The sequence below is a fragment of the Pseudomonas sp. R37(2017) genome (assembly GCF_002113375.1).
Lineage (GTDB): Bacteria > Pseudomonadota > Gammaproteobacteria > Pseudomonadales > Pseudomonadaceae > Aquipseudomonas.
On record NZ_NEHO01000016.1, the window covers coordinates 108,000 to 132,016 of the forward strand.

Here is a 24,017-nt window from a genome sequence, read left to right on the forward strand (position 1 = left end):
CATCCCCCCGAAGCTATACGTCTTCAGGAGAGCCCGATGAACCTTGTTGAACTGACCGAACGCCTGCACGCCATTCGTGACCGCAATGACTGGCGGCAATTTCACAGCCCGAAAAACCTGGCCATGGCCGCGAGCGTGGAAATGTCCGAGCTGGTGGAGATCTTCCAGTGGCTGACCGAAGACCAGTCACGCCAGTTGCCTGCGGACAAACTCGCCCACGCCGGGCAGGAAGTCGGTGACATTGTGCTGTATCTGTTGCTGTTGTGCAGCGAGCTTGGCCTGGACATGGATGCAGTAGTGCGCAGCAAGCTGGCGGACAGCGAACGGAGGTTCAGCTGATGAGCGACCGTCATTTCGATCAACTGGCGACCCGATTCGCCGAAAAAATCTACGGCGGTGCCAAAGGTGCGATCCGCCTGGCGGTGTTGCAGGCCGATCTGGCCGAAACCTTGCCCGACCGTCCGCTGCGCGTGCTCGACATCGGCGCCGGCCTTGGTCACATGTCGCTGTGGCTGGCCCAGCGTGGCCATCAGGTGACCCTCGCCGAACCTGCCGAGCCCATGCTCGAAGGCGCCCGCCAGCGTTTTGCCGAAGCCGGGCAGAGCGCCACGTTCATTCAGGCACCCTGGCAGGAACTGCTCGGCCAGCTCACCGAACCCTACGACCTGGTGCTGTGCCACGCGGTGCTGGAGTGGCTGGCCGACCCCCACGCCATCCTGCCGGTGCTGCATCAACTGACCAGGGCCGATGGCTGGCTGTCCCTGGCGTTCTACAACCGCGACGCACTGATTTATCGCAACTTGCTCAAAGGCCATTTCCGCAAGATGCGCAAGAACGACATGGCCGGCGAAAAGCAGAGCCTGACCCCGCAGCAGCCCCTCGATCCACGCGAGCTGGCGGCGCAACTTGCAGGTTTGTGGCAGGTCGAAACCCAGAGTGGCGTGCGGGTTTTTCACGATTACATGCCGTTGGAATTCCAGTCCCGCGCCGAACTGGTGGACCTGCTGGAAATGGAGTTGGCCCACCGCCGTCATCCGGCCTTTGCCGGGCTTGGACGTTACCTGCACTGGATCTGTCGGCCTGTCTGATCGGAGCGCACGATGAAAAGCCATTCAGGTGTACTGGTGTTCTGCCTGGGGCTGGCCGCCTGTCAGGGGGCCAACCCCTATGTCGCCACATCCAACCCGTTGCCTGCGGCGCCGCCCCAGGCCGCCAACACCTTTGATCGCAGCGCTTATCCCGCCGCCCCGCGTGACTATGGACGCTATCGCAGTTGGGCCTGGCTCGACGGGCATCTGCCGGCGGGCACCGCCTGGGCCGACTCGGCGCAGGTCGCCGAAGCGGTCAGCAATGCGCTGGATCAACGGGGCTTGCGCCCCCTGCACGACAATCGCCCGGCGGACCTGTTTGTCAGCGCCGACCTGCGCCTGGAAACCCGCTTGCGCCAGGTTCGGGACGATTACGGTTACTACGGCGGTTACGGTGGTTACGGCCCCGGATATGGCATGTACGGCAGCGTGCCGGTCGTGCGCACCTATTCGGAGCAGGTCGTGGTGGTTCAGGTGGATATGTATGACGCCAAAAGCGGCCAGCCGATATGGAGCTCCAGCGCCGAAACCGGCAACCGGGGCAGCGAAAGCGAGCGGGTCGATGCGATTCGGGAGGCTGTGGAAAAGGCGATGTCGGCGTATCCTCCTAGTTAGCTTCTTGTAGATAAGAAGCATTCCACAGGATCATGCCTCAACCGGAGAACCATCATGTTCCGCCGTTTTGCTTTACTGGTCATGGCCGCGCTGCTCAGTGCCTGCGCTGCCAACCAGGTCAATCATGACTTCGACGCCAGTCGCGATTTTGCGGCCTATCGCAGCTGGACCTGGAAAGAACCCGCCCTGCAATACCGTCCCGATGACCCACGGATCAAGAGCGACCTGACCGAACAGCGCATCCGTCAGGCGGTTGCCGGTCAACTGGACCAGCGCGGCCTGCGCCCGGCCGCCGCAGGCGCCAAGGGCGATTTGAATGTGCAGACCTACTTGATTGTCGAAGAGCGCCAGCAACAGGTGACCACCAATTACGGCGGCGGTTGGGGTAACCCGTGGTATGGCTACTACGGCGCCCCCATGTATAACGAAACCCGTAGTGTCAGCTACAAGGTAGCGACCATCCAGATCGACCTGCTCGATGGCAAGGACGGCAAGCTGGTATGGCGCGGCAGTGACGAGCAGATATTGAGCAGCACGCCGAACCCGTCGGACCGTCGCGATGCCATCCTGGAAACGGTCACGCGGATACTGGCCAACTACCCACCGCACGCCTCCTAGAAACACCCCGGCCCCATAACCCCTGTGCTCTCACAGGGGTTTTTTGTGCTCGATACCGGCAAGTTGCCAGCGGTCATCGCCACTGCTGGCGAGCCTGGGGATCGATCTGAACAACGTCGAAACAGGTGCCAACCTCAGTCGTCACTCGGGACGCCCATCCCTGGTGATCTAGTCCGCCAGCACAATTGGCAGTTCGATGCAGAAGCGCGCGCCTTCGGTGGAGTTCCTTACGCTCAGTTTGCCGCCCATGTTCTCGACAATGCCGTAGCTCACCGACAGCCCAAGACCGGTGCCGACGCCGACCGGTTTGGTGGTGAAGAACGGCTCGAAAATCCGTTCCAGCAAACGTGGGTCGATACCGCCGCCGTTGTCTTCGACCCACAGGCGTACCGACTGCTTGTCCCGTTCGGCGTACAGCGCAATCCATGGCTTGAAGCCGGGGTGTTTTTCGCGCTTTTCGAGCAGGGCATCCCGGGCATTGACCATCAGGTTGATCAGCACTTGTTCAAGCTGATCGACGTAGCCGCGCACCTGCACTTCAAAGGCGATCTCGCTGATGCGCAGGTCGACGCCTTTGCCGCGCATGTCCTCGGCCAACAGCGACAGCGTGCCTTCGATGGCCTGGGCGGGGTTGAACGGTTGCTGTTCGATTTCCGAGCGGCGACCGAACACCCGCATATGGTCCACCACCCGCGCGGCGCGTTGCACCTGGGAATCAATGCGGGTGAGCTTGTCGATCAGGTAATCGACCTGTACGTCGCCGTTGTTCAGCCGTTTGAGGACATTGACGATGGCCATGTGCATCACGTTCAACGGCTGGTTGATCTCATGGGCCAGGCCGGTGGCCATTTCACCAAGGGTGGCCATTTTCGCGCTTTGGGTGAGCTGCTGCTGCGAGCGCCGCACCTCGGTGTTGTCGCGCCCAACGGCCTGGATCTCGAGCAAGCGGCCCTGCTCATCGAATAGCCCGCGATCGGACCAGACCCACCAGGCGTGTTCGCGCCCGGGCAGTTGAAGGTTGATCTCGGCGGTGCTGACTGGCAACTCGGGGGTCAACCGGTTCAGTCGTTGGGTGAACGCACCGCGCTGTTCCGCGGACATCCAACTGCCCAGGTTCACCCCCGGCAACTGCTCGGGCGCCAGTTCCAGATACGTGGCCAGCGGGCGATTGCCGAAGGTCAGAGTCAGGTCCGGCAGGTAGCGGCAGATCATCGCCGGCGAATCTTCCACCAGAATCCGGTAGCGCTCCTCACTCTGCCTGACCTGTTCGGTGGCCAGGGTCGCGTCCGTGACGTCGAGCCACAGGCCCACGGCTTCCACCGGTAAGCCGAGATCGTCGCGCAACAACTTCGCTTCATCGAGCAGCCAGTGATAGTCGCCGCGATTGTCGCGCAACCGATAGCGGGCGCGCACCGAGCCTTCACGCAGCAACTGCCGGGTGCGCTCGAAATACTGCGGGCGGTCGTCGGGATGCACCCGCTCCACCAGCGTTCCGGGTGTGCAGTCGGCCAGGGTCCAGCCGAGCAGCGGCAACAGGCTGTCGCTGAAGAACACCGGTTGCAACGTGCCTTCGACATAGCGCTGTACGTAAATCACTGCCGGCGAACTGGCGATTAGGTTGTCCAGACGTGCATGGGCGTCGGCTGCGCTCTGCTGCTGATTCTTGATGTCGCTGATGTCGAGCATGAAACCCACCAGTCGGCGGTTTTTCCCTACGCCCAGCACCTGACCCTGCAGGCGATACCAGACCGGTTCGGGACCATCGTCGGGGCGATACAGGCGCACGCACGACAGCAATGGCATGCCGGAGTCCATCAAGTCTTGCAAGTGGATGCGCAGCTCCTCGCGGTCGGCGGGATACACCTGATCGAGCCAGTCCTGCACGGATAAACGTGACGTTCCAAGGTTCAGGGTCGTGACCAGCGAAGGAGCCAGCTGTACCTCGTTGCTGTCGCTGAAAACCTCCCACCAGCCAGTGCCGAGCAGCGCTTGCAGCGATTCCAGGTGTTCCAATTGCAGATGATGCCGATGCTCGCGCAGGCGTTCGAGCAAGGGGCTGGCGAGCGCGGCGGTGATTTGCAGCCAATCGCGCTCAGTGACATCGGGGGCGTGATGTGGCGCCGTGAAGAAACCACACAGCAACCAGGCGACCACCCCTTGCGCATCGTGATAGGGCACGGCGAAGCCATCGGTATTGCCGAAAGTGTCTTGCAGGCGCGGATGTTCGCGCAGGGTCAAGTGCTGCGGTGCCGAGCCACTCAAACTGTCCAGCCCCGTGCCCAGCCGTTGGCCGTTTTGCCACAGTTGCGGCGCATCCAGGGCTGCGTAGTGCTGGTGAATTTGCCAGCCCTGGCCTTGCTCATCGAGCAGGGCCAGGGCAATGCAGGGGACCTGAAAACGCTGGGCCAGGCTTTGCAGTTGTGCGCCCAGTACCTCGGGCAGGCGCGTCAGGCTGCATAGGCGCAACTGTTCGGCGATTTGCATCGCCAGCACCTGGCATTGCTCGCGGTTGCGCGATTGCCGGCGTTCGAGCAACAAATCGCCGATGTCGAGCATTTGCAGCAACCAGGTATCGGCCAAGGGTTGCACCCAGCCGCGCAAATACAGAGGTGGACCGTTGAGGCTATAGAAATCCAGGTCCAGGGTTTGTCCCTGCCAATCCGCTGGCGCACCTTCGACGACAAGGCTGCTTTGGGGCAACAGGAAGTCGAGCAGATGCGGTGCCTGAGTGCCGGGATTTTGCCGGGACAGCAGGTGCCGCAGCGGACCGCTCATTTGAATGACACGCCCCGCGGCATCGAGCTGCATCTGCAATCCGAAACTGTGCACCCGTTGTGCCTCTTGCGACTCCGGCGGGGGCGGCGGGTGACGATTGAGCAGGCGCCCGAAGAGTTTGTCGCCGGCACTCAAAATTGCAGGCTCGCGCTAGCCGTAAGAGTCGCCGGCAGATTCGGTACCTGGCCGATGCCTGGCAAGTTCAGGAACGGGATGGTGGCTCTGATTTTATTGGTGGGGTAACTGATGCGCACGGACAGCAACCCACCCACGCTGCGGCGCTCGGCTTCGGCGGTCGACTGGTTGAATGACTGCATCAACAGCAGTGGCAGGCTGTAGCTGATGATGGCGTAGGACACGCCGAAAAAAATCATGAATACCAAGGCGAATTCAATCGCGGCGGCGCCTTTTTGTTTAAGGGGGAGGCTGGCTTTCATGAGTGCGTCTACCCTGACCAACACTGTGTAATGTCAGCATAGAATCATTCAGCCAAAACGGACGTTTTTTACCGAGTGCAGAGCTTTGTCCTGGTTCCAATAGTCGGCCCTGTCATGTACAGGGCCGGAAACTGCGTCTACTTTTCAGGCAGCAGTTGAACAGCGGTGGCTTTCGGTGAGGGACGGGTCAACCCTTGGCCTGACAGGGAGTTACATGTGAGCAAGTTTACTTCGGCAGTAAAAGTCCTTGTGGTTGACGATGCGCCATTGATCGTTGAAGAGCTTTGCGAGTTTCTGGAGGGCAAAGGTTACTGTTGTGTTCCCTGCGAGTCGGGCCATCAGGCGATAGAGCGTTTCAACGAAGACCTCGATATCGGTCTGGTGCTGCTGGACTTGCACATGCCCGGCATGGATGGCCTTGAGCTGTTGCAGGAGCTGCAACGGCTATCGGGCAAGCACCGGGCGTTCGAGGCGATCATGCTCACCGGGTGTGCCGACAAGCAGGACGTGATCAAAGCCTTGCGCGCTGGCGTTGCCGACTATTACCAGAAGCCGATCGATCTGAATGAATTGCTCGAAGGTTTGCAGCGTCAGGAAGTGGTCTTGCAGGAGAAGCACAAGAACTTGCAGTTGGGGCATCTGGATCAGAAGCTGCAGTATTTGTCCGAGTCGATCAATGATCTGTATCAGGACCTGGACAAGGTTCGGCGCGGACCGCAAGCGGGTGACCGGGGTATTGCCGAGGCTGATGCGCTGGAGATTCCGGCGATTTTCAATCAGCTGTCACCGCGGCAACTGGAGGTGGCGCAGTTGGTGGGCAAGGGGCAGACCAATTATCAGGTTGCCTGTGAGTTGGGGATTACCGAGAACACGGTGAAGCTGTATGTGTCGCAGGTGTTGCGCTTGACGCATATGCATAATCGGACGCAGTTGGCGCTGGCCTTGTCGCCCGGTGGGTCTTCCTTTTTTACAAGCGCCTGAAAAAAGAAGCGAAAAAACGCTCGCCCTGATGAGAGGTGAAGAGCTTGGGTGTACGCGGCCCTGCCTTTGCTCTGCTCTTCTGTAGGAGCGGGTGCCCGCTTGCGGCATGCTCGCTTCAACCAACGCATTCCTGTGCAGTTGTCCTCAAGCCTCTGTGCAAACCCCCCGTCATATCTAACGAGACAACTTCGCAATCAGGCAGCCATGAACACAGGACTATTTCGCAAATTGACTGTGGCGCAGGTAAGGCGAAATGCCATTAACCCATTAACGTGGGGGAAATATCTAACGGAAGCGTACAGTTGCGATGGAGCGATCGGTTTTTTGACGTCAACGAAACGATTAATACTTTCGTGTTAATGCATTTTTACACTTGTTGGGGTGGGGAATGCCGACAATGCTGGTGCTGGCACTGGGGAATCATATTGCGTTCGTGCAACCCCCGTCGCCCAGGAGAAATGCCATGTCTTTTTCCAAGCTTGTTCAGACGGTCAAATCCGGCGTCGCTTTTTGCAAGGGCCTGGCCAAGGATACCGAGGGTGCGTCCGGTATCGAATACGCGATCATTGCTGCCATGGTCGCAGTGGTGCTCGCCGGTTTCAGTACGGGTGTCAAGAACGCCATCACGGCCATGTTCAACACGATTCAGGCGGCGCAGTGATTTGGAAGCCGGCAATTGGCAGTCGTTTCACCGGGATCCTAACGTCAGCGCTTCGCCCATTGCAGGTGTTACCTCATGAACGCTCTCGCACAGCCACGCCAACAGTTGCTTCTGGTGGATGACGATGAGGATGCATTGCTTGAATTGGCGGAGTTGCTGAAGGGTGAGGGGTTCAATTGTTTTACGGCCACTTCGGTCAAGCTCGCGCTGCAGCACCTGACCCGGCATCCCGATATCGCATTGGTGATCACTGATCTGCGCATGCCGGAGGAGAGCGGCATATCGTTGATCAAGCGCTTGCGCGAGCATACGTCGCGCGAGCATTTGCCGGTGATTGTGACGTCGGGGCATGCGGGCATGGATGATGTCAGTGACCTGTTGCGCTTGCAGGTGCTGGATCTTTTTCGCAAGCCGATTTATCACGTGCGGTTGTTGGAGACGCTGAATAATCTGTTTCCGCAGCCGCAGGTTTATCTGGTTAAAGGTTGAGTGGCGGGAGGATCAAGAACTGCAGGCGAGCTAACGCTCGGCCTGATGAGTGGTGAAAAGCCGCGAGGGTACGCCGACCCATTGTGGGAGCGGCGGTGCGGCGATCCGACTTGCTCGCGAAGGCGGCCTGCCAGTCGACCAATTTCTTGCAGATGTACTCAGCACCTGTAGGAGCGAGCATGCTCGCGAGGCGGCCTGATTATCCGGCTGTGCATACCCGCCTTGTCAGGCCATCGGCTGCCAATGCCCGACCATATGCTCCAGATCCCCGACGCCCACCAGTTGAAAATCTCCGCTCGCACCCGGCGCACTGGCCAGCAATGTCACCTCGCTGGGCAACCGCAGCGGTTTCTTGAACTGCACCGCGATCTCGACATTCGCCGCGGGCAGATGCCTGGCCAGTGCCGCCAGCGTGCGCGCCTTGTTCCACAGGCCATGGGCGATGGCGGTGGGAACGCCGAAGAGTCGGGCGCTGGCCGCGCTGAGGTGGATCGGGTTGTAGTCGCCGGACACTTTGGCGTATTGCCGGCCGATGTCCGAGGGCGCTTTCCAATGCTCGATTTCGCTGAAGGCCAGGCTGCTTGCCAGGGGATCTTCGGGTGGCTCGCCTTCGAGTTTGACGCCGCGGCAGAGCATCTTGCTTTCTGCTTTCCACAGCGGCCCCAACTGATCGTCGAGGGTGCTCAGTAGATCGAATGTCGCGCCTTTGGCGTGGGGTTGCAGGTTCTGCACCTGCACACTGACTCGCACCCGACTCACCCCGCCCATGGGGCGCAGCACACGAATGCGATTGCTCAGGTGAATCAGGCCCGGCAGCGGGAACGGGAAGTCCCTGGCCGTGAGCAATTGCATCTGCAAGGCAAACCCGAGGATGTGTGGATAGGTGGGCGGCAGCAGGCCGTCGTCGACAAAACCACAGACCTTGCGATAAGCGGCGAGGCGCTTGGGATCGACCTCGACCCAGCACCGCAGACCCGAATCGGGCAGGGTGGTGCCGGTGATTTTGCGTCGTGTCGCGGCGCGGGCGTACAACCCCGGCAGGCTGGGTTCGCGGTTGAGTGTGTGCCAGTCGGTGATCATCCTCAAGCCCCCAGAACACTTTGCCCGCAGACGCGCAACGCTTGCCCGGTGAAGGCGCCTGTGCCCGGTTGCGCGAGCCAGGCCACGGCTTCGGCGACGTCCTGTGGCAGGCCGCCCTGGCCGAGGGAACTCATTCGCCGTCCGGCTTCGCGCAGGCCGAAGGGGATGCGCGCGGTCATCTGCGTTTCGATGAATCCCGGCGCCACGGCGTTGATGCTGATGCCGCGCTCGCTGAGCAATGGCGCCCACGCCTGCGCCAGGCCAATGAGTCCGGCCTTGCTCGCCGCGTAATTGGTTTGCCCGCGATTGCCGGCAATGCCACTGATGGACGCCAGCAGAATCACCCGGCCATTGTCGTGCAGGGTGCCGCTGTCGAGCAGGGCTTTGGTCAGTACTTGCGGCGCATTGAGGTTGACTGCCAGTACCGCGTCCCAGAACTCCGGGGTCATATTGGCCAGGGTTTTATCCCGAGTGATGCCGGCGTTGTGCACGACGATGTCGAGGCCGTCTGACAACTGTTCGATCAACTGCGCAGCGGCGTCCTCGGCGCAGATGTCGAGGGTGATGCTGCGCCCGCCGAGGCGCGCGGTGAGGGCTTCGAGATCGGTTTTCGCCGGTGGTACGTCGAGCAGGATGACGTCGGCACCGTCGCGGGCCAGGGTCTCGGCGATGGCGGCACCGATGCCGCGTGCCGCGCCGGTGACCAGTGCCTTGCGCCCGGCGAGCGGGCGCGTCCAGTCGGTGACTGGCGTCGAACACGGGGTCAAGCGAAGGACCTGCCCGGACACGAAGGCGCTTTTGGGCGAGAGGAAAAACCGCAGGGGGCCTTCCAGTTGCGCCTCGGCACCTTCGCCGACGTAGATCAATTGCAGGGTGCCACCGTTGCGCAACTCCTTGGCCAGCGAGCGACTGAAACCTTCCAGGGCACGTTGCGCACTGGCGGCGAACGGGTCGCGCAAGGTTTGCGGGTCGCGCCCGAGAATCACCAGGTGCGCGCAGTGATCGAGGTTCTTCATCAGCGGCTGGAAAAACTCGCGCAGCTGTTTGAGCTGATCGGCATGCAGCAGATCACTGGCATCGAACACCACGGCCTTGAGTTTCGGTCCATGGCCGGGAATCCAGGCCGTGGCGATCGATGGCTCAGTGCTGTAACTGTAGATCGCGTCGGTCAAGCGGTTGGCGAAGGCGCTGACGTGTTCGGCCAGCGGCCCGCCGCCGATCAGCAGCGCACCCTCCACGGGCCGCAGCCGGCCTGCTTGCCAACGCTCCAGCCGGGTCGGTGCCGGCAACCCCAGGGCGCCCACCAGACGATGACCGATGGACGAATTGGCGAAGTCGATATAGCGGTCAGACATGGAACGCGCTCCGAAAGCTGAGGTTCAAAGTGTGGACCACGAATGGCGATCAGTCGTTCGCTCCACGAGATAAGGCCTACGCTTGGTTACATTGTAGGAGCGGGTGCCCGCTTGCGGCATGCTCGCGATGAGGCCGGCACATCCAACATCGATGTCGCCTGACACGCCACCATCGCGGGCAAGCCCGCTCCCACGGGGACTAGGTTAATTTCAACTTTTTGCAGAGGCTTTTCATGACCCCACTGCGCCGCGTCGCGATCATCGGCGGTAACCGGATTCCTTTCGCCCGCTCCAACGGCCCGTACGCCACGGCCAGTAACCAGGTGATGCTCACCGCCGCTCTCGAAGGCCTGATCGAACGTTACAACCTGCATGGCCAGCGCATTGGCGAAGTGGTCGCCGGGGCCGTGCTCAAGCTATCGCGGGACATGAACCTCACTCGCGAATGTGTACTGGGGTCGCGACTGTCGCCCGCCACTGCGGCCTATGACATCCAGCAGGCGTGCGGCACCGGGCTGGAGGCGGCGTTGCTGGTGGCGAACAAGATTGCCCTGGGTCAGATCGACTGCGGCATTGCCGGTGGCGTGGACACCACCTCGGATGCGCCGATCAGTGTCAGCGATGGCCTGCGCAAGATTCTCCTGCAAGCCAACCGCGCCAAAACCACCGGCGACAAACTGAAAACCTTCCTGCAATTGCGTCCCAGGCATTTGATCCCGGAGTTTCCACGTAACGGCGAGCCGCGCACCGGGTTGTCCATGGGGCAGCACTGCGAGTTGATGGCCCAGGCCTGGAACATCCCTCGCCAGGCGCAGGATCAACTGGCACTTGAGAGCCATCAGAAACTGGCTGCGTCCTACGCCGAGGGTTGGCACAACGACCTGATGACACCGTTCCTGGGGCTCACCCGTGACAACAACCTGCGCCCGGACTCCACGCTGGAAAAGCTCGCCGCGCTCAAGCCGGCCTATGAGAAAAGCGCCAAGGGCACACTGACCGCCGGCAACTCCACGCCACTGACCGATGGTGCGTCACTGGTGCTGCTGGGTAGCGAGGAGTGGGCCAAGGCGCGCGGGTTACCGATCCTGGCCTACTGGCGTGACGGCGAGGCCGCGGCGGTGGATTTCGTCAACGGTGCCGAAGGGTTGTTGATGGCGCCGGTCTACGCCGTGCCGCGTTTGCTCGCGCGCAATGGCCTGACGTTGCAGGACTTCGACTACTACGAAATCCACGAGGCGTTCGCTGCGCAAGTGTTGTGCACATTGAAGGCCTGGGAAGATCCGGAATATTGCAAAACCCGTCTCGGCCTCGACGCGTCGCTGGGCTCGATCGATCGCAGCAAGCTCAACGTCAAGGGCAGCTCACTGGCGGCAGGGCATCCGTTTGCCGCCACGGGCGGGCGCATTGTCGCCAACCTGGCGAAGTTGCTGGATGTGGCGGGCAAGGGGCGGGGGCTGATTTCGATTTGCGCGGCGGGCGGGCAGGGTGTGACTGCCATCCTCGAACGCTAGGCAAAAACCCCTGTAGGAGCGAGCACGCTCGCGATGGCGTCCTTACAGCCAGCATCAGTGTGGCTGATCTGCCGCCATCGCGAGCATGCTCGCTCCTACAGGGGGGGGGAGTGGTGAGTCAACAAATCAGGTGCGGAACCTGCGCACCAATCCGTCCAGTTCGCTCGACAACCCGGCCAGGCTCTGGGAGTCCAGGCGCGCCGAGTTGGCCAGTTCCGCCACCAACTGCGCATCGCCGTGGATCTGGCTGATGTGCCGGTTGATGTCTTCGGCCACTTGATGCTGCTGTTCCGCCGCGGTTGCGATCTGGGTATTCATGTCGCGGATCACGTCCACCGACTCGCGGATCTGCCCGAAGCTGTTGCGCGCCTCGCCAATGCGCGTCACCGATTGCTGGGACACTTCCAGGCTGGCATGCATTTGTTGGGTCACCTGGCTGGTGCGTTTGGCCAGGTTGCCCAGCAGCCCGTCGATTTCCGCCGTGGAGTCGGCCGTGCGCTTGGCCAGGGCCCGCACCTCGTCGGCCACCACGGCAAAACCGCGGCCTTGTTCACCGGCCCGAGCCGCTTCGATCGCGGCGTTCAACGCCAGCAGGTTGGTTTGCTCGGCGATCGAGCGGATGGTCCCGAGAATCGACTGAATGTCGTTGCTGTCGCGTTCAAGCTGTTGCATCGACTGAGCCGACTGTTCGATTTCCTGGCTCAGGCGATCCACGCTGTTCACCGCCGCATCGATCTGCTGCTGGCCTTCGCGCGCCTGGCGCTGGCCACTGTCGGCGGATTCCGCCGCCTGGCTGCAAGAGCGCGCAACTTCGTTGGCGGTGGCGACCATTTCGTGGAACGCCGTGGACACCATGTCCACCGCTTCACGCTGGCGCCCGGCGGCTTCGGCCATGTCGCTGGAGACCTGGGTCGAGCTCTTGGACGTGTCGAGGATCTTGCCCGCCGCACCGCCGATGTTCTGGATCAGGTTGCGAATCGCGGCCAGGAACTGGTTGAACCAGTTGGCCAGTTGCGCGGTTTCGTCGCTGCCTCGGATGTGCAGGTTCTGGGTCAGGTCGCCTTCGCCTTGGGCGATGCCTTCCAGGCCGCTGGCCACGCTGCGGATCGGACGCACGATGAGGCTGGCAAAACTGGCGCCGACGACGGCGAAGATGACCGCCAGTACGGCGGCGATGATGGCGATCAACCAGGTCAACTGGGTCGCGGAGCTCATCACGTCGTCCTGTTTGATCAGGCCGATGAACGTCCAGCCCAGTTGCTCCGACGGCCAGACGTTGGCCATGTAGCGCTCGCCGTTGAGCTCCACTTCCACCAGGCCCTTGCCGGCCTTGGCCAGTTGCGCATAGCCGTCGCCAAGGCTGTTCAGCGGTTTGAAGTTGTGTTCCGGTTGTTTCGGGTCCACCAGGACCGTGCCGGTGTTTTCCAGCAGCATCAGGTAGCCGGTTTCACCGAGCTTGATCTGTTTGACGATTTCGGTGAGCTGCTTGAGCGTCACGTCGATGCTGACCACGCCGCCGTTGGTGCCCAACTTGTTGTCGATGGTGCGCACGGTGCTGACGTAGGTCGCATCGTCCTGAGCCCAGTAGTAGGCCTCGGTGCGCAACGGCTTGCCCGGTTTGGCCTGGGCCGCCTTGTACCAGGGACGCTGGCGTGGGTCGTAGTTGTTCAGTTTCGGATCATCCGGCCATGACACATAGCCGCCCGCCGCCGTGCCGAGGATGGCATAGGCGTAGGCAGGGTGGCTGTTGCCCAGGTCCTGGAGCAGGGTGAAGACTTTTTTGTCCGCCTCGCCCTGAGGGACGCTCTCGGCGTTGGCGGCCATGTAAGTCTTGAGACTGTCGTCGGAGTTTCGGATCAGCGGTTGCTTGGCCAGGTACTCGACGTTCTGGCTGATACCGTCAAAGAACAATTGCATGGCATTGCTGACCTGACGAATCTCGCGGGCACTGCCGTCGACGAATTCGTCCCTGGCATCACTGCGCAGGTTCAGCACAACGAGGGTGGCGACCAGCACCACGGGCAGGCAGGCGATGATTGCAAACGCCCAGGTCAACTTCTGTTTGATGTTCATCCGCGCTCCAGATTTTCTTGTAGGCCCACGCAGTGCAGATGACTCGCGGTTTATTGGCAGCCGAAAACGTTCCTGGTCACCCGGGTCCTTGAGTGCGGCATCGCTTTTGTTGTGGCAGCGATTGTCGGACAAATCACTTTGTCACTAAGGACTTCGGCTGTTGTCGGAGGAAATTGAGCCTTGTCAGGAAAAATCCTACGGAAGATAAGAGGTGTGATGTCAGCTTCTGTCGTAATTGCCCTCAATGCCCTCGCGCAACAAGTGACGCTGGCTCGGCTATGATCTTGAACGACCCGTGGCGGTCGTCGGTTTTACCCAACGAAATCGGCACATTGCGTGCTTCTGCAATACTCAGGAGTCGGCAACCCCTCCCCCCCGTGGGTGGATTGCCGTATAACGAATGACTTTCGCGTGTTTGGTAATAAAGGACCCACAATAAAAGCTGATGAAGACTCCAAAACGCATTGAACCCCTGATCGAGGACGGTCTGGTCGACGAGGTGCTGCGCCCACTCATGAGTGGTAAAGAAGCAGCTGTTTATGTGGTGCGCTGCGGCAACGAGTTACGTTGCGCGAAGGTCTACAAGGAGGCGAACAAGCGAAGTTTCCGTCAGGCGGCCGAGTATCAGGAAGGCCGCAAGGTGCGCAACAGCCGTCAGGCCCGTGCGATGGCCAAGGGCTCCAAGTTTGGCCGCAAGGAATCCGAAGAGGCCTGGCAGAACGCCGAAGTGGCGGCGCTGTTCCGTCTGGCCAATGCCGGTGTGCGGGTGCCCAGGCCGTTCGACTTCCTCGAAGGCGTGCTGCTCATGGAACTGGTGGCCGACGAGTACGGTGATGCGGCGCCGCGCCTGAACGATGTGGTGCTGGAGCCGGACCAGGCCCGCGAGTATCACGCGTATCTGATTTCCCAGATCGTGCTGATGCTGTGTACCGGTCTGGTGCACGGTGACCTGTCCGAGTTCAACGTGCTGCTGGCGCCGACCGGCCCGGTGATCATCGACCTGCCACAAGCGGTGGATGCAGCGGGCAACAATCACGCATTCAGCATGCTGGAGCGCGACGTTGGCAACATGGCGTCCTACTTCGGGCGGTTTGCCCCGGAGTTGAAGAAGACCCGATACGCCAAGGAAATGTGGGCCTTGTACGAGGCCGGCACCTTGCACCCGGGCAGTGTTCTGACTGGCGAATTTGCCGACTCGGAAAAGTTGGCTGACGTGGGTGGAATCATGCGCGAAATCGAGGCCGCGCGCCTGGATGAAGAACGCAAGCAGGCGGCCCGCATGGCGGACGATGCTCCGCCAGGCAAAGCCGAAGAACCGCCTCCGCCATGGATGCAGTGATCGGTTAAAGAAAAACCCGGCTTCGGCCGGGTTTTTTGTGGGTTACAGATTCAATGTGGCAGACACAATGCCTGTGGGAGCGAGCTTGCTCCGGGCGGCGCTCCGACGATGAGGCCATTACATTCAACATCCATGTTGTCTGTTCTACCGCCATCGCGAGCAGGCTCGCTCCTACAGGGATCAGGCATGAGTCGGGGTGGTGCAGCAGCCCGACTCCAGGTTTTTCAGGATCGGGCAATCCGGCCGATGATCGCCCTGACAGTGCTCGACCAGGTCCTGCAAGGTATCGCGCAACTGCCCCAGCTCGCGGATCTTCTGGTTCAACTCATCGATATGCTGACGGGCCAGGGCTTTGACATCGGCGCTGGCGCGCTGGCGGTCCTGCCAGAGGGTCAGCAACTTGCCGACTTCCTCCAGGGAAAACCCCAGGTCCCGCGAGCGCTTGATGAAGGCCAGCGTGTGCAGGTCGTCATCGCCATACACCCGGTAACCGCTGTCGGTGCGATGGGCGGCCTTGAGCAAGCCGATGGATTCGTAATAACGGATCATCTTTGCGCTCAGGCCGCTGTGGCGGGCCGCTTGGCCGATGTTCATCGGTTGTCCTCCAGGTCCTTGGGCTTCCAGGTTTTCAACAGTAACGCATTGCTCACCACGCTGACGCTCGACAACGCCATGGCCGCACCGGCCAGCACTGGGTTGAGCACGCCCAACATCGCCAGCGGAATGCCGATCAGGTTGTAGACGAAGGCCCAGAACAGGTTCTGCCGAATCTTGGCGTAGGTCTTGCGGCTGATCTCCAGCGCGGCCGGCACCAGCCGCGGATCGCCGCGCATCAGGGTGATGCCGGCCGCGTGCATGGCGACGTCGGTGCCGCCGCCCATGGCGATGCCGATGTCGGCGGCGGCCAGTGCCGGGGCATCGTTGATACCGTCGCCGACCATTGCCACCACGCCGGTTTCCTTCAGTGCGGCGACTGTGGCGGCCTTGTCTGCCGGCAGTACTTCGGCATGCACATCCTGGATTCCCAGCGCTTCGGCGACCACTTTGGCGCTGCCGCGATTGTCGCCGGTCAGCAGGTGGCTGCCGATGTTCCGTGCATTCAGTCGCTGCACCGCTTGCAGCGCGCCTGGCTTGAGGGTGTCACCGAAGGCGAACAGGCCCAGCACTTGTGGTTCGGGAGATTGTTCGATCAACCAGGACAAGGTCCGGCCTTCTTTTTCCCACGCGATCGCCGAGTCGGCCAAGGGTCCGGCGTTCAAGCCGCTGTCCTCCAGCAGGCGACGGTTGCCCAGCGCCAGGCGACGCCCTTCGAGGCTGCCAGCGATGCCGCGACCGGTCAGGGACTGGCTGTCGCTGACATCGGCGACCTTCAAATGGCGTTCGCTACAGGCATCCAGAACAGCCTTGGCCAGCGGGTGCTCACTGCCGCGTTGCAGGGCGCCAGCCAATTGCAGCAGGCTTGCCTCATTGCCGTCGATGGCACTCAGATGAGCAATGCGCGGGGCGCCGGAGGTCAGGGTGCCGGTCTTGTCGAATACCACCGAGCTGACTTCGTGGGCGCGCTCCAGTGCTTCGGCATCCTTGATCAAAATCCCGTGGCGTGCTGCCACGCCAGTGCCGGCCATGATCGCGGTGGGTGTGGCCAGACCCAATGCGCAAGGGCAGGCAATCACCAGCACCGCCACCGCATTGATCAGTGCCGTTTCCATCGGCGCGCCATACAGCCACCAGCCGATCAGGGTCGCCAGGGCAATCAGCAGGACGGTGGGCACGAACACCTGGCTGACTTTATCCACCAGTTTCTGGATCGGCGCTTTCGCCGCCTGGGCGTCTTCCACCAGACGGATGATCCGCGCCAGCACGGTTTCCGCGCCCAGGGCCTGGGTACGCACCAGCAAGCGGCCTTCACCGTTGATCGCGCCGCCGGTGACTTTGTCACCGGGCTGCTTGGGCACCGGCAGGCTCTCGCCACTGATCAGGGCTTCATCGGCGTGGCTCTGGCCGTCGATCACTTCACCGTCCACCGGGAAGCGTTCGCCTGGCTTGACCAACACCAGATCATCGAGGCGCAGGGCGCTGATGGCGACGTCTTGCTCCTGGCCATCGATCACCCGGATCGCCCGTTCCGGGCGCAAGGCTTCGAGGGCGCGGATGGCGCTGGCGGTCTGGCGCTTGGCGCGGCTTTCCAGGTACTTGCCCAGCAACACCAGGGCGATCACTACCGCCGAGGCTTCGAAATACAGATGCGGCATGCGCCCGGCGGCAGTGGCCCATTCATACAGGCTCAAGCCATAACCGGCGCTGGTGCCCAGGGCCACCAGCAAATCCATGTTGCCGGCGCCGGCGCGCACGGCTTTCCACGCGGCGACGTAAAACCGTGCGCCGAAGATGAATTGCACGGGCGTGGCCAAAGCGAATTGCGCCCAGGCCGGGAGCATCCAGTGTATGCCGAAGGGTTGCAGCAGCATCGGCAACACCAGCGGCAAGGCGAGGGCGATGGCCATGATCAAGGCCAGGCGTTCGCGATGCAGGCGCTGGTTCTGGTTGTCGATTGACGGGTGTTCGGCTTCCCAGGTGCTGGCGGCGTAACCGGCCTTGGACACGGCCGCGATCAAGGTTTGCGGGTCGACCTGGCCGAGCAGTTCAAGGTGGGCACGTTCGTTGGCCAGGTTGACGCTGACGCTTTTCACCCCCGGCACCTTGGCCAGTGCGCGCTCGACACGACCGACGCAGGACGCGCAGGTCATGCCGTCGATGCTCAATTCCAGGCTCTGTTGCGGCACGCTGTAGCCGGCCTTGGCTACGGCATCCATCAAGGCCGGCAAGCTGTCGCTGGGCGCCTGGACCCGTGCCTGCTCAGTGGCCAGGTTGACGCTGACGGCGCTGGCGCCAATGACTTTGCTCAAGGCGCGCTCGACGCGCCCGGCGCAACTGGCGCAGGTCATGCCGGCAATCGGCAGGTCGAACGTGGTGGATTCGGACATCGGTCGCACTCCCTGTAGTAGATGACCACAGGATCAACCTTGCCATGCTGGCAAGGTCAAGTGCCATGTTTCAGATCAAGCGACCGATCAGTAGCCCAGACCGGCGCGCTTGAGGTACATCCCTTGCTGCGTCATCGCGATCCGGTACTTGAGCACATCCCCGGCCTTGAGCTGGATGTCCTGCGACCTCGGCGCGAGCATGCCCGGATTGCAACCCGGCACTTGGCCCGGCAGCAGTTTGAGACGCAGCGAGACGTTGCCCGGCGGCAGGTTGAACGAGGTGCTTTGTTCCTGAAACAGCCGTGCCGCCAGTTGATCCTGGATATACACACCGATTTCGCAACTGGTCGCGACTTCCAGACGCTCGCGGGAAATGATCAGCACGCCATAATCCTGACCGGCGGCATTGACCGAAGGCACGGCGGCGAAAAGGCTGAGAAAGCCAAACAGGCTGAAAACTGACCAGCGCATGGCTGAATCTCCTGAGTTCGAGTCATTGATGGACGCAGCTTGGCCGAGGCCGGCGTCGATTGCCAGCCCGGCAGTTAACGCCAGAACTTGACCTTGCCACGGTGGCAAGCTCGAAACTGGGCTCAACCCTCGGAAAAGGAGCTATCCCATGCAAGTGTTCAACGTTGAAGGCATGTCTTGTGGTCATTGCGTCAAGACCATCACTCAGGCGGTGCAGGCCAAAGACCCGGCGGCCAGTGTGCGGGTCGATCTCGCGGCGAGGGAGGTTGGAGTCGAAAGTGCGCTGACCGCCCAGCAAGTGATCGAGGCGATCCGCGAGGAGGGTTACGGCGCCAAACTGGCCTGAATTTGATAGTTAGCGAGCTACCGGAATGTTCAAGGCACCCATGGGGAGCTAGACTGTCGGCCTGCCGATTTCTGCCCCTCTGGATGCCTGATGAACTTGCGTACCATTTTGATTCTCGGCGCCTTGAGCGCTTTCGGTCCGCTGGCGATCGATTTCTACCTGCCAGCCTTCCCGGCCATGGCCCTGGCTTTCGGGACGGATGAAAATCACGTTCAGATGACGTTGGCGGCTTACTTCCTCGGCTTGTCCATCGGCCAACTGCTTTATGGCCCGGTGGCGGATCGTTTCGGGCGACGCATTCCGTTGCTCGCGGGTGTCGGTCTGTTCTCCGTCGCTTCCGTGGCGTGCGCCTTTGCGCCGAACCTGGAATGGCTGATCGGTGCGCGCTTCGTACAGGCGTTGGGTGGCTGCGCGGGTATGGTGATTTCCCGGGCGGTGGTCAGCGACAAGTGTGATGCGGTGGGGTCGGCAAAAGTCTTTTCGCAGTTGATGCTGGTGATGGGGCTTGCCCCTATCCTTGCGCCATTGCTCGGCGGGCTGTTGGTCAACACGACAGGCTGGCAGTCGATCTTCCTGGCCTTGACAGGTTTCAGTGCGCTGGCGGGGCTGGCGGTCGCGACGGGATTGCCGGAAAGCTTGCCGGCCCACATTCCGCGCCAACCGCTGTCGGGTGCGTTGCGTCAATACGGGCGGTTGTTGACCGACCCTGTGTTCCTCGGCCATGCCTTGACCGGCGGTATCGCCATCGCCGGGATGTTTGCCTACATCGCCGGTTCGCCGTTCATCATTATCAAGCTCTACGGTGTTCCGGCCGAGCATTTCGGCTGGCTGTTCGGCACCAACGCGGCGGGCTTCATTCTGGTGGCGCAGGTCAATGCGCGGTTACTGGCCAAGCGTGGCCCGACCTTCTTGCTGGCGCGCGCGGTGTGGGTTTACCTGGCAGCCGGTTTGACTCTTCTCGCGGTCAGTTCTCTACACCCGGCACAACTGTGGCCGCTGCTGATTCCCTTGTTCATCTGTATCGCCAGCCTCGGTTGCATCAGCCCCAACGCCACGGCCTGCGCGATGAGCGGGCAGGGGGCACGGGCCGGCAGCGCTTCGGCGCTGCTCGGTTGCCTGCAATTCAGCGTGGCTGCCGGCGCCTCTGCACTGGTGGGCGTGCTGCACGACGGCAGCGCCGTGCCGATGTCCATGGTCATCAGCCTGTGTGGAGTTCTGGTGGTGAGCACGGCGATGCTCACCCGGCGTTTGCAAAATGCCCGGGCGCTGGCGCAAGCCCAGGTTTGAGGCCGGGGTCAGCCGACTGCACGGTGCGGGAGGAGGACGGGGATCTGGTGAGGGGCCTGGATTCGGGCTTCGAGGGTACGTGTGAAGGCGCGAGCTTCTGCTTCGCTGCGGAACGTCACGGCATGTTGGTCGAGACGGACTTGCCACTGGGATTTTGCCAGTTCTTTTATCAGGATCTTCATAGCCGATCACCTCTCGTAAAAGACGTTACGCAAAAGATTGCCTCGCAGAAGATTCGATTGTAGTCCTGAAAACGAGCACGATTGTGACATGGGTCAACTGTCAGACTGACGGTTTGTAACTAAAAACATCATGGATTTCCGATGGCGCTCACAGGGGTTGTCGGCGACCGGAACTGCCAGGCCGCCGCCGGGAAACATGCAAAAAGCGATGGCTTTTTTCAGCGCTTCAGAACCCTTCCAGAACGATCTTGCCCTTGCCCTTGCCGCTTTCCAGCAGGGTCCACGATCACTGGAGTTTTCAAGACGGCAAACGCGAAGTCAGCCTGACCGTCAGCGGTGATCGCTTCAGTGACGATGCCGATGTCGTGCGCCTTTGGGCCGTGGCCGGTGCCGGGATCGCTTGCAAATCCTGGCTCGATGTCGCCGCCGATGTACTGGCCGGCCGCTTGAAGGTGTTGATCCCGGAACTGCTTTGTGAGCGCGCACCGTTGAATCTGCTGTGCGCCCATCGCGCGCAATTGAGTAAGCCGGTAAACCTGTCGCGCGAAATGCTTGTCAGTCGATGCACCTTTTTGAGCAGTCAATTTCCGGGCTTTTCGGATACCGCTCATTAGTCGCACGGAAAAAGAGAAATTTCCCTCAGGAACAATCAACACCTATGCCGGGCAGAGGACAGGATCCGGCGATCAACCCGCATATACTATCGCCCGCATCATGCAAGTAGCGTCGATCCCCAATGGCGGGTCCACGTTCGAGCCGGCCCGGTTGTACGGTCATTCTTCTGGCCTTCGCGGCATCGGGCCTGGCAGCGCTCCAATGTGTGAGCAAGGCGTTGCCGGGGTTATGGCAGTTTGCGCGGATCGGCCGACGACACATTACTGGTCAAGTTGTCTCTGGGCAGTAGACGAAATGATTCAACAGGGAGTGAATACATGGAACATGCACCTTGCATCAGCCAGATCGCCACATTGCTGGCTGACCCAAAGCGCAGCGCAATGATGTGGGCCTTGATGGATGGTTCGGCGCGAGCAACCGAAGAGTTGGCATTGCTGGCCGGCCTGTCACCGTCTTCGGCCAGTGCACACCTGGGACGTTTGTCCGCTGGAGGTCTGCTGAGGGTTGAAAACCGTGGCCGCAAACGCTTTTTCCGCCTGGCCGCTCCCGAGGTCGGGGCGGCAATCGAAGCGCTGGCCAGCGCGACCTTCGCCAGCGCACCCCAGGATATTCCGGACGTCTTCAAGCGCAATGCACCTCTGGTCAAACCCCGGGCGGTGCGTTCGTCATTGCTGAGTGCCCGACTATGTGACGATCACCTGGGAGGCACCCTGTCGGCCGATCTGTATCAGCGACTGCTGGAGGCAGGCTGGATCGAGCATTCCGATCAGCGGGTCACGGTCACGCTCAAGGGCGCGACGGAGTTGGCGGCACGTGGCGTGTTCATCCAGGCCCTGGCCAATCGCAACGCAAAGGTGGCCTGCGCCTGCCCGGACTGGAGCGAAAGACGCCCGCACATGGGCGGCTCACTGGGCGCGGCATTGTTGCAACTGTTCATGCAATCGGGATGGCTGACCCTGCCCAACGACTCCCGAACCTTGCAGGTTACAGCCTCCGGGCAACGCGAGATCCATCGCTTTGCCCAGGAGGCCGAGTTGGAAATGGCGCTTTAATGCACCATTGCGGGAGCGAGCGCACTCGCTCCCGCCGGTCCTGGGCGTCGAACCTTACGGCTTCACCAACCGCGCATCGAGGCTGTTTTGCGCCAGGCGTTTGGCCTGGTCCTGGGTCATGCCCAGGTGGGTGTACAGCGCATGGAAGTTCTCGGTGACATAACCGCCGAAGTACGCCGGGTCATCGGAGTTCACCGTCACTTTCACACCACGTTCCAGCATGTCGAGAATGTTGTGCTGCGACATATGATCGAACACGCAAAGTTTGGTGTTCGACAGCGGGCACACGGTCAGCGGGATCTGTTCGTCGATGATTCGCTGCATCAGGCGTTCGTCTTCGATGGCGCGCACGCCATGGTCGATGCGCTGGATCTTCAGCAGGTCGATGGCTTCCCAGATGTACTCGGGCGGGCCTTCCTCACCGGCGTGGGCGACGGTCAGGAAGCCTTCGTGACGGGCACGGTCGAACACGCGCTGGAACTTGCTCGGCGGGTGACCCATCTCGGAGCTGTCCAGGCCCACGGCGACAAAGGCATCGCGGAACGGCAGCGCCTGATCGAGGGTTTTCTGTGCTTCGTCTTCGCTCAGATGGCGCAGGAAGCTCAGGATCAAACCACTGGTGATGCCCAGTTGCTGTTCGCCATCCTTCAGCGCGGCGGCGATGCCGTTCAGTACGACTTCGAACGGGATGCCACGGTCGGTGTGGGTCTGCGGGTCGAAGAACGGTTCGGTGTGAATCACGTTCTGCTCTTTGCAGCGCAGCAGGTATGCCCAGGTCAGGTCATAGAAATCCTGTGATGTACGCAGTACATCGGCGCCCCGGTAATACAGGTCGAGGAACTCCTGCAGGTTGTTGAAGGCATACGCCTTGCGCAAGGTTTCGACGTCGCTCCAGGGCAAGGCAATCTTGTTGCGCTCGGCCAGGGTGAACAACAGCTCGGGTTCCAGCGAGCCTTCCAGGTGCAGGTGCAGTTCTGCCTTGGGCAGGGCGTTCAGCCAGTCGTACATGATTCTTTTCTCATCAGGTGCAATGGGCGCCATTCTACAGAGGGTTGCCGCAACAATTGGCAAAACCTGACCAGGCGGTTCATCACATCGCTGCCTTCGGGCCGAAGTGCGCCATGTCCGAAGCGTAGCCCACCGCATACAAACCGCGACGTTCGGCGGCCTGGATCGGCGCCGGGTTGTCGGTGTGCTTGAACACCAGGTCCACACCCTGGTCGATCAACGCGTTTGTGGCATCCGCTTCCTTGCCTGGGTCGAACCAGGAGTTGATCCACACCACCTTGATCTCGGTGCCGGGGTTGTATTTGTTCAGGATCAGTTGGATGGCGTTGATGTCGCGAATTACTTCCGGGATCGGGAATGAGGCGACGTAGCCGACTTTCAGCGGGGCGGCGGTTAAGGTCGTCAGGCTGGCGCTCAAACCGATGGCCACCGCAACGGCGCAAAGCAGCTTCGCCAATGGACGTTTGTGCATGAATTTGAACTCCATTTTGTTGTGAGGCTGGCCGAGTTCTCGGGCTTGCACAGGGCAATGCAAACCGCTGACCAACATGACAACAAACGGCTTGAGTTCGCGTAACGACCATCGCGAGCAGGCTCGCTCCCACAAAAGCACTGCGCGATGAGGCCGGCCGGGTCGATAAATGTGCATGGCTTTGCACAGCTGCCACTGTCTGGTGCGCCAAGGTAAACGAACCGTTAGCGCCATCCCGCAGTCAGTAGCTCATCGGCACCGCTCGCGACAAAGGCTGGCCATGCTCACCACCCTCAAGCAAGAAAATTTCCTGCTTTTGGCGTTGATTGCCGCGCTGACCGCGTTGCGCGGCATTGGCCAACCGCATGCAGACGGTGATGGTTTTCCTCACGCTGATTGTCAGCGCGATCAACCTCAATGACGGCGAAACCAACGCCATCTAAGGCATGACTCACTTCGTGTAGTTTGCGACGTTCATCATGTTGTCGTTGCTCGGACTTTGAAACCACCGCAAAAGCACTGTAGGAGCGAGCCTGCTCGCGATAGCGGTGTGTCAGACACCAATTGGTAAGCTGACA

Annotated in this window: 23 protein-coding genes and 3 pseudogenes; 14 read left to right on the forward strand and 12 right to left on the reverse strand. The window is 61.3% G+C overall.

All coding sequences use genetic code 11. The annotated features are described in order from the left end of the window. Window positions 1-36: 36 nt before the first annotated feature. Genes CAG47_RS22260 through CAG47_RS22275 form a run of 4 tightly spaced genes read left to right on the forward strand, consistent with a single transcriptional unit; the run spans window position 37 to window position 2,321 of the window. Window positions 37-339 carry a MazG-like family protein gene (locus CAG47_RS22260; protein WP_085727452.1) on the forward strand — a complete coding sequence of 101 codons (303 nt, stop codon included), beginning with the start codon at window positions 37-39 and terminating at the stop codon, window positions 337-339. After that, entirely contained in the window at window positions 339-1,088 is a 750-nt protein-coding gene (locus tag CAG47_RS22265) for a methyltransferase domain-containing protein (protein WP_085727454.1), read from the forward strand. Before CAG47_RS22260 ends, CAG47_RS22265 begins: the two co-directional genes overlap by 1 nt. Window positions 1,089-1,100: 12 nt before the next feature. After that, the gene (locus tag CAG47_RS22270) at window positions 1,101-1,703 is read left to right on the forward strand and encodes a DUF4136 domain-containing protein (RefSeq protein WP_085727456.1); all 603 of its coding nucleotides are present in this window, start codon (window positions 1,101-1,103) and stop codon (window positions 1,701-1,703) included. A gap of 54 nt (window positions 1,704-1,757) precedes the next feature. After that, window positions 1,758-2,321 (forward strand): DUF4136 domain-containing protein, encoded by a 564-nt coding sequence (locus CAG47_RS22275; protein ID WP_085727458.1) that lies wholly within the window; start codon window positions 1,758-1,760, stop codon window positions 2,319-2,321. A 168-nt stretch (window positions 2,322-2,489) separates the two neighbouring features. Here the strand turns inward: CAG47_RS22275 and CAG47_RS22280 are convergent, their stop codons facing one another. Together CAG47_RS22280 and CAG47_RS22285 are read right to left on the reverse strand one after the other, a co-directional pair. Beyond that, a complete protein-coding gene (locus tag CAG47_RS22280) occupies window positions 2,490-5,231 on the reverse strand; it encodes an ATP-binding protein (RefSeq protein ID WP_085727460.1) in 2,742 nt (913 codons plus the stop codon). Further along, window positions 5,228-5,533 carry a TadE/TadG family type IV pilus assembly protein gene (locus CAG47_RS22285; protein WP_085727462.1) on the reverse strand — a complete coding sequence of 102 codons (306 nt, stop codon included), beginning with the start codon at window positions 5,531-5,533 and terminating at the stop codon, window positions 5,228-5,230. The genes CAG47_RS22280 and CAG47_RS22285 overlap by 4 nt, the downstream gene beginning before the upstream one ends. Before the next feature lie 216 nt (window positions 5,534-5,749). Between CAG47_RS22285 and CAG47_RS22290 the strand changes: the two genes are divergently transcribed. The 3 genes from CAG47_RS22290 to CAG47_RS22300 all read left to right on the forward strand — a co-directional run bounded on the left by CAG47_RS22290 (window position 5,750) and on the right by CAG47_RS22300 (window position 7,664). Beyond that, window positions 5,750-6,514 carry a response regulator transcription factor gene (locus tag CAG47_RS22290; RefSeq protein ID WP_085727464.1) on the forward strand — a complete coding sequence of 255 codons (765 nt, stop codon included), beginning with the start codon at window positions 5,750-5,752 and terminating at the stop codon, window positions 6,512-6,514. A gap of 463 nt (window positions 6,515-6,977) precedes the next feature. Further along, window positions 6,978-7,175 carry a Flp family type IVb pilin gene (locus tag CAG47_RS22295; RefSeq protein ID WP_085727467.1) on the forward strand — a complete coding sequence of 66 codons (198 nt, stop codon included), beginning with the start codon at window positions 6,978-6,980 and terminating at the stop codon, window positions 7,173-7,175. Between the two features lie 75 nt (window positions 7,176-7,250). After that, window positions 7,251-7,664 (forward strand): response regulator, encoded by a 414-nt coding sequence (locus CAG47_RS22300; protein WP_085727469.1) that lies wholly within the window; start codon window positions 7,251-7,253, stop codon window positions 7,662-7,664. Window positions 7,665-7,889: 225 nt separating this feature from the next. Here the strand turns inward: CAG47_RS22300 and CAG47_RS22305 are convergent, their stop codons facing one another. Beyond that, window positions 7,890-8,744, reverse strand: a complete 855-nt coding sequence (locus CAG47_RS22305) for a MaoC/PaaZ C-terminal domain-containing protein (RefSeq protein ID WP_085727471.1) — start codon at window positions 8,742-8,744, stop codon at window positions 7,890-7,892. A 2-nt stretch (window positions 8,745-8,746) separates the two neighbouring features. After that, window positions 8,747-10,099, reverse strand: coding sequence for a 3-oxoacyl-ACP reductase (locus CAG47_RS22310; RefSeq protein WP_085727473.1), 1,353 nt, complete (start codon window positions 10,097-10,099; stop codon window positions 8,747-8,749). Between the two features lie 233 nt (window positions 10,100-10,332). On the opposite strand from CAG47_RS22310, the gene CAG47_RS22315 reads away from it, so the two are divergent. Beyond that, the gene (locus CAG47_RS22315) at window positions 10,333-11,610 is read left to right on the forward strand and encodes an acetyl-CoA C-acetyltransferase (protein WP_085727475.1); all 1,278 of its coding nucleotides are present in this window, start codon (window positions 10,333-10,335) and stop codon (window positions 11,608-11,610) included. 126 nt (window positions 11,611-11,736) lie between these two features. Here CAG47_RS22315 and CAG47_RS29455 read toward each other — a convergent pair whose 3' ends face one another. Together CAG47_RS29455 and CAG47_RS29460 are read right to left on the reverse strand one after the other, a co-directional pair. Beyond that, on the reverse strand, window positions 11,737-12,504 hold the full coding sequence (locus CAG47_RS29455; RefSeq protein WP_371917236.1) for a methyl-accepting chemotaxis protein: 768 nt from the start codon (window positions 12,502-12,504) through the stop codon (window positions 11,737-11,739). A 90-nt stretch (window positions 12,505-12,594) separates the two neighbouring features. Beyond that, window positions 12,595-13,683, reverse strand: a pseudogene (locus tag CAG47_RS29460) (cache domain-containing protein); the annotation flags it as partial. A gap of 445 nt (window positions 13,684-14,128) precedes the next feature. Between CAG47_RS29460 and CAG47_RS22325 the strand changes: the two are divergent. Further along, complete coding sequence (locus CAG47_RS22325; protein WP_085727479.1) at window positions 14,129-15,022, forward strand: PA4780 family RIO1-like protein kinase; 894 nt, start codon at window positions 14,129-14,131, stop codon at window positions 15,020-15,022. A 180-nt stretch (window positions 15,023-15,202) separates the two neighbouring features. Here CAG47_RS22325 and cueR read toward each other — a convergent pair whose 3' ends face one another. The 3 genes from cueR to CAG47_RS22340 all read right to left on the reverse strand — a co-directional run bounded on the left by cueR (window position 15,203) and on the right by CAG47_RS22340 (window position 18,477). Continuing rightward, window positions 15,203-15,616: a Cu(I)-responsive transcriptional regulator gene (gene cueR, locus CAG47_RS22330; RefSeq protein WP_085727481.1), complete on the reverse strand. Its 414-nt coding sequence runs from the start codon at window positions 15,614-15,616 to the stop codon at window positions 15,203-15,205. Then, a complete protein-coding gene (locus CAG47_RS22335) occupies window positions 15,613-18,006 on the reverse strand; it encodes a heavy metal translocating P-type ATPase (protein ID WP_085727483.1) in 2,394 nt (797 codons plus the stop codon). The genes cueR and CAG47_RS22335 overlap by 4 nt, the downstream gene beginning before the upstream one ends. Before the next feature lie 87 nt (window positions 18,007-18,093). Further along, a complete protein-coding gene (locus CAG47_RS22340; RefSeq protein WP_085727485.1) occupies window positions 18,094-18,477 on the reverse strand; it encodes a hypothetical protein in 384 nt (127 codons plus the stop codon). A gap of 148 nt (window positions 18,478-18,625) precedes the next feature. On the opposite strand from CAG47_RS22340, the gene CAG47_RS22345 reads away from it, so the two are divergent. After that, on the forward strand, window positions 18,626-18,823 hold the full coding sequence (locus tag CAG47_RS22345) for a heavy-metal-associated domain-containing protein (RefSeq protein ID WP_085727487.1): 198 nt from the start codon (window positions 18,626-18,628) through the stop codon (window positions 18,821-18,823). Between the two features lie 90 nt (window positions 18,824-18,913). Then, the gene (locus CAG47_RS22350; RefSeq protein WP_085727489.1) at window positions 18,914-20,110 is read left to right on the forward strand and encodes a multidrug effflux MFS transporter; all 1,197 of its coding nucleotides are present in this window, start codon (window positions 18,914-18,916) and stop codon (window positions 20,108-20,110) included. Between the two features lie 8 nt (window positions 20,111-20,118). Here CAG47_RS22350 and CAG47_RS28775 read toward each other — a convergent pair whose 3' ends face one another. After that, window positions 20,119-20,292, reverse strand: a complete 174-nt coding sequence (locus CAG47_RS28775; protein ID WP_177409060.1) for a hypothetical protein — start codon at window positions 20,290-20,292, stop codon at window positions 20,119-20,121. A gap of 266 nt (window positions 20,293-20,558) precedes the next feature. Between CAG47_RS28775 and CAG47_RS22355 the strand changes: the two are divergent. Next, window positions 20,559-20,906 (forward strand): annotated as a pseudogene (locus tag CAG47_RS22355) (LysR family transcriptional regulator); the annotation flags it as partial. A gap of 318 nt (window positions 20,907-21,224) precedes the next feature. Next, window positions 21,225-21,959, forward strand: coding sequence for a helix-turn-helix transcriptional regulator (locus CAG47_RS22360; RefSeq protein WP_085727491.1), 735 nt, complete (start codon window positions 21,225-21,227; stop codon window positions 21,957-21,959). Between the two features lie 54 nt (window positions 21,960-22,013). Here CAG47_RS22360 and CAG47_RS22365 read toward each other — a convergent pair whose 3' ends face one another. Together CAG47_RS22365 and CAG47_RS22370 are read right to left on the reverse strand one after the other, a co-directional pair. Next, window positions 22,014-22,967, reverse strand: a complete 954-nt coding sequence (locus CAG47_RS22365; protein ID WP_085727493.1) for an adenosine deaminase — start codon at window positions 22,965-22,967, stop codon at window positions 22,014-22,016. 85 nt (window positions 22,968-23,052) lie between these two features. Further along, window positions 23,053-23,346 (reverse strand): annotated as a pseudogene (locus CAG47_RS22370) (BMP family ABC transporter substrate-binding protein); the annotation flags it as partial. A gap of 373 nt (window positions 23,347-23,719) precedes the next feature. On the opposite strand from CAG47_RS22370, the gene CAG47_RS28780 reads away from it, so the two are divergent. Continuing rightward, window positions 23,720-23,860 carry a hypothetical protein gene (locus CAG47_RS28780; RefSeq protein ID WP_177409055.1) on the forward strand — a complete coding sequence of 47 codons (141 nt, stop codon included), beginning with the start codon at window positions 23,720-23,722 and terminating at the stop codon, window positions 23,858-23,860. Window positions 23,861-24,017 lie beyond the last annotated feature (157 nt).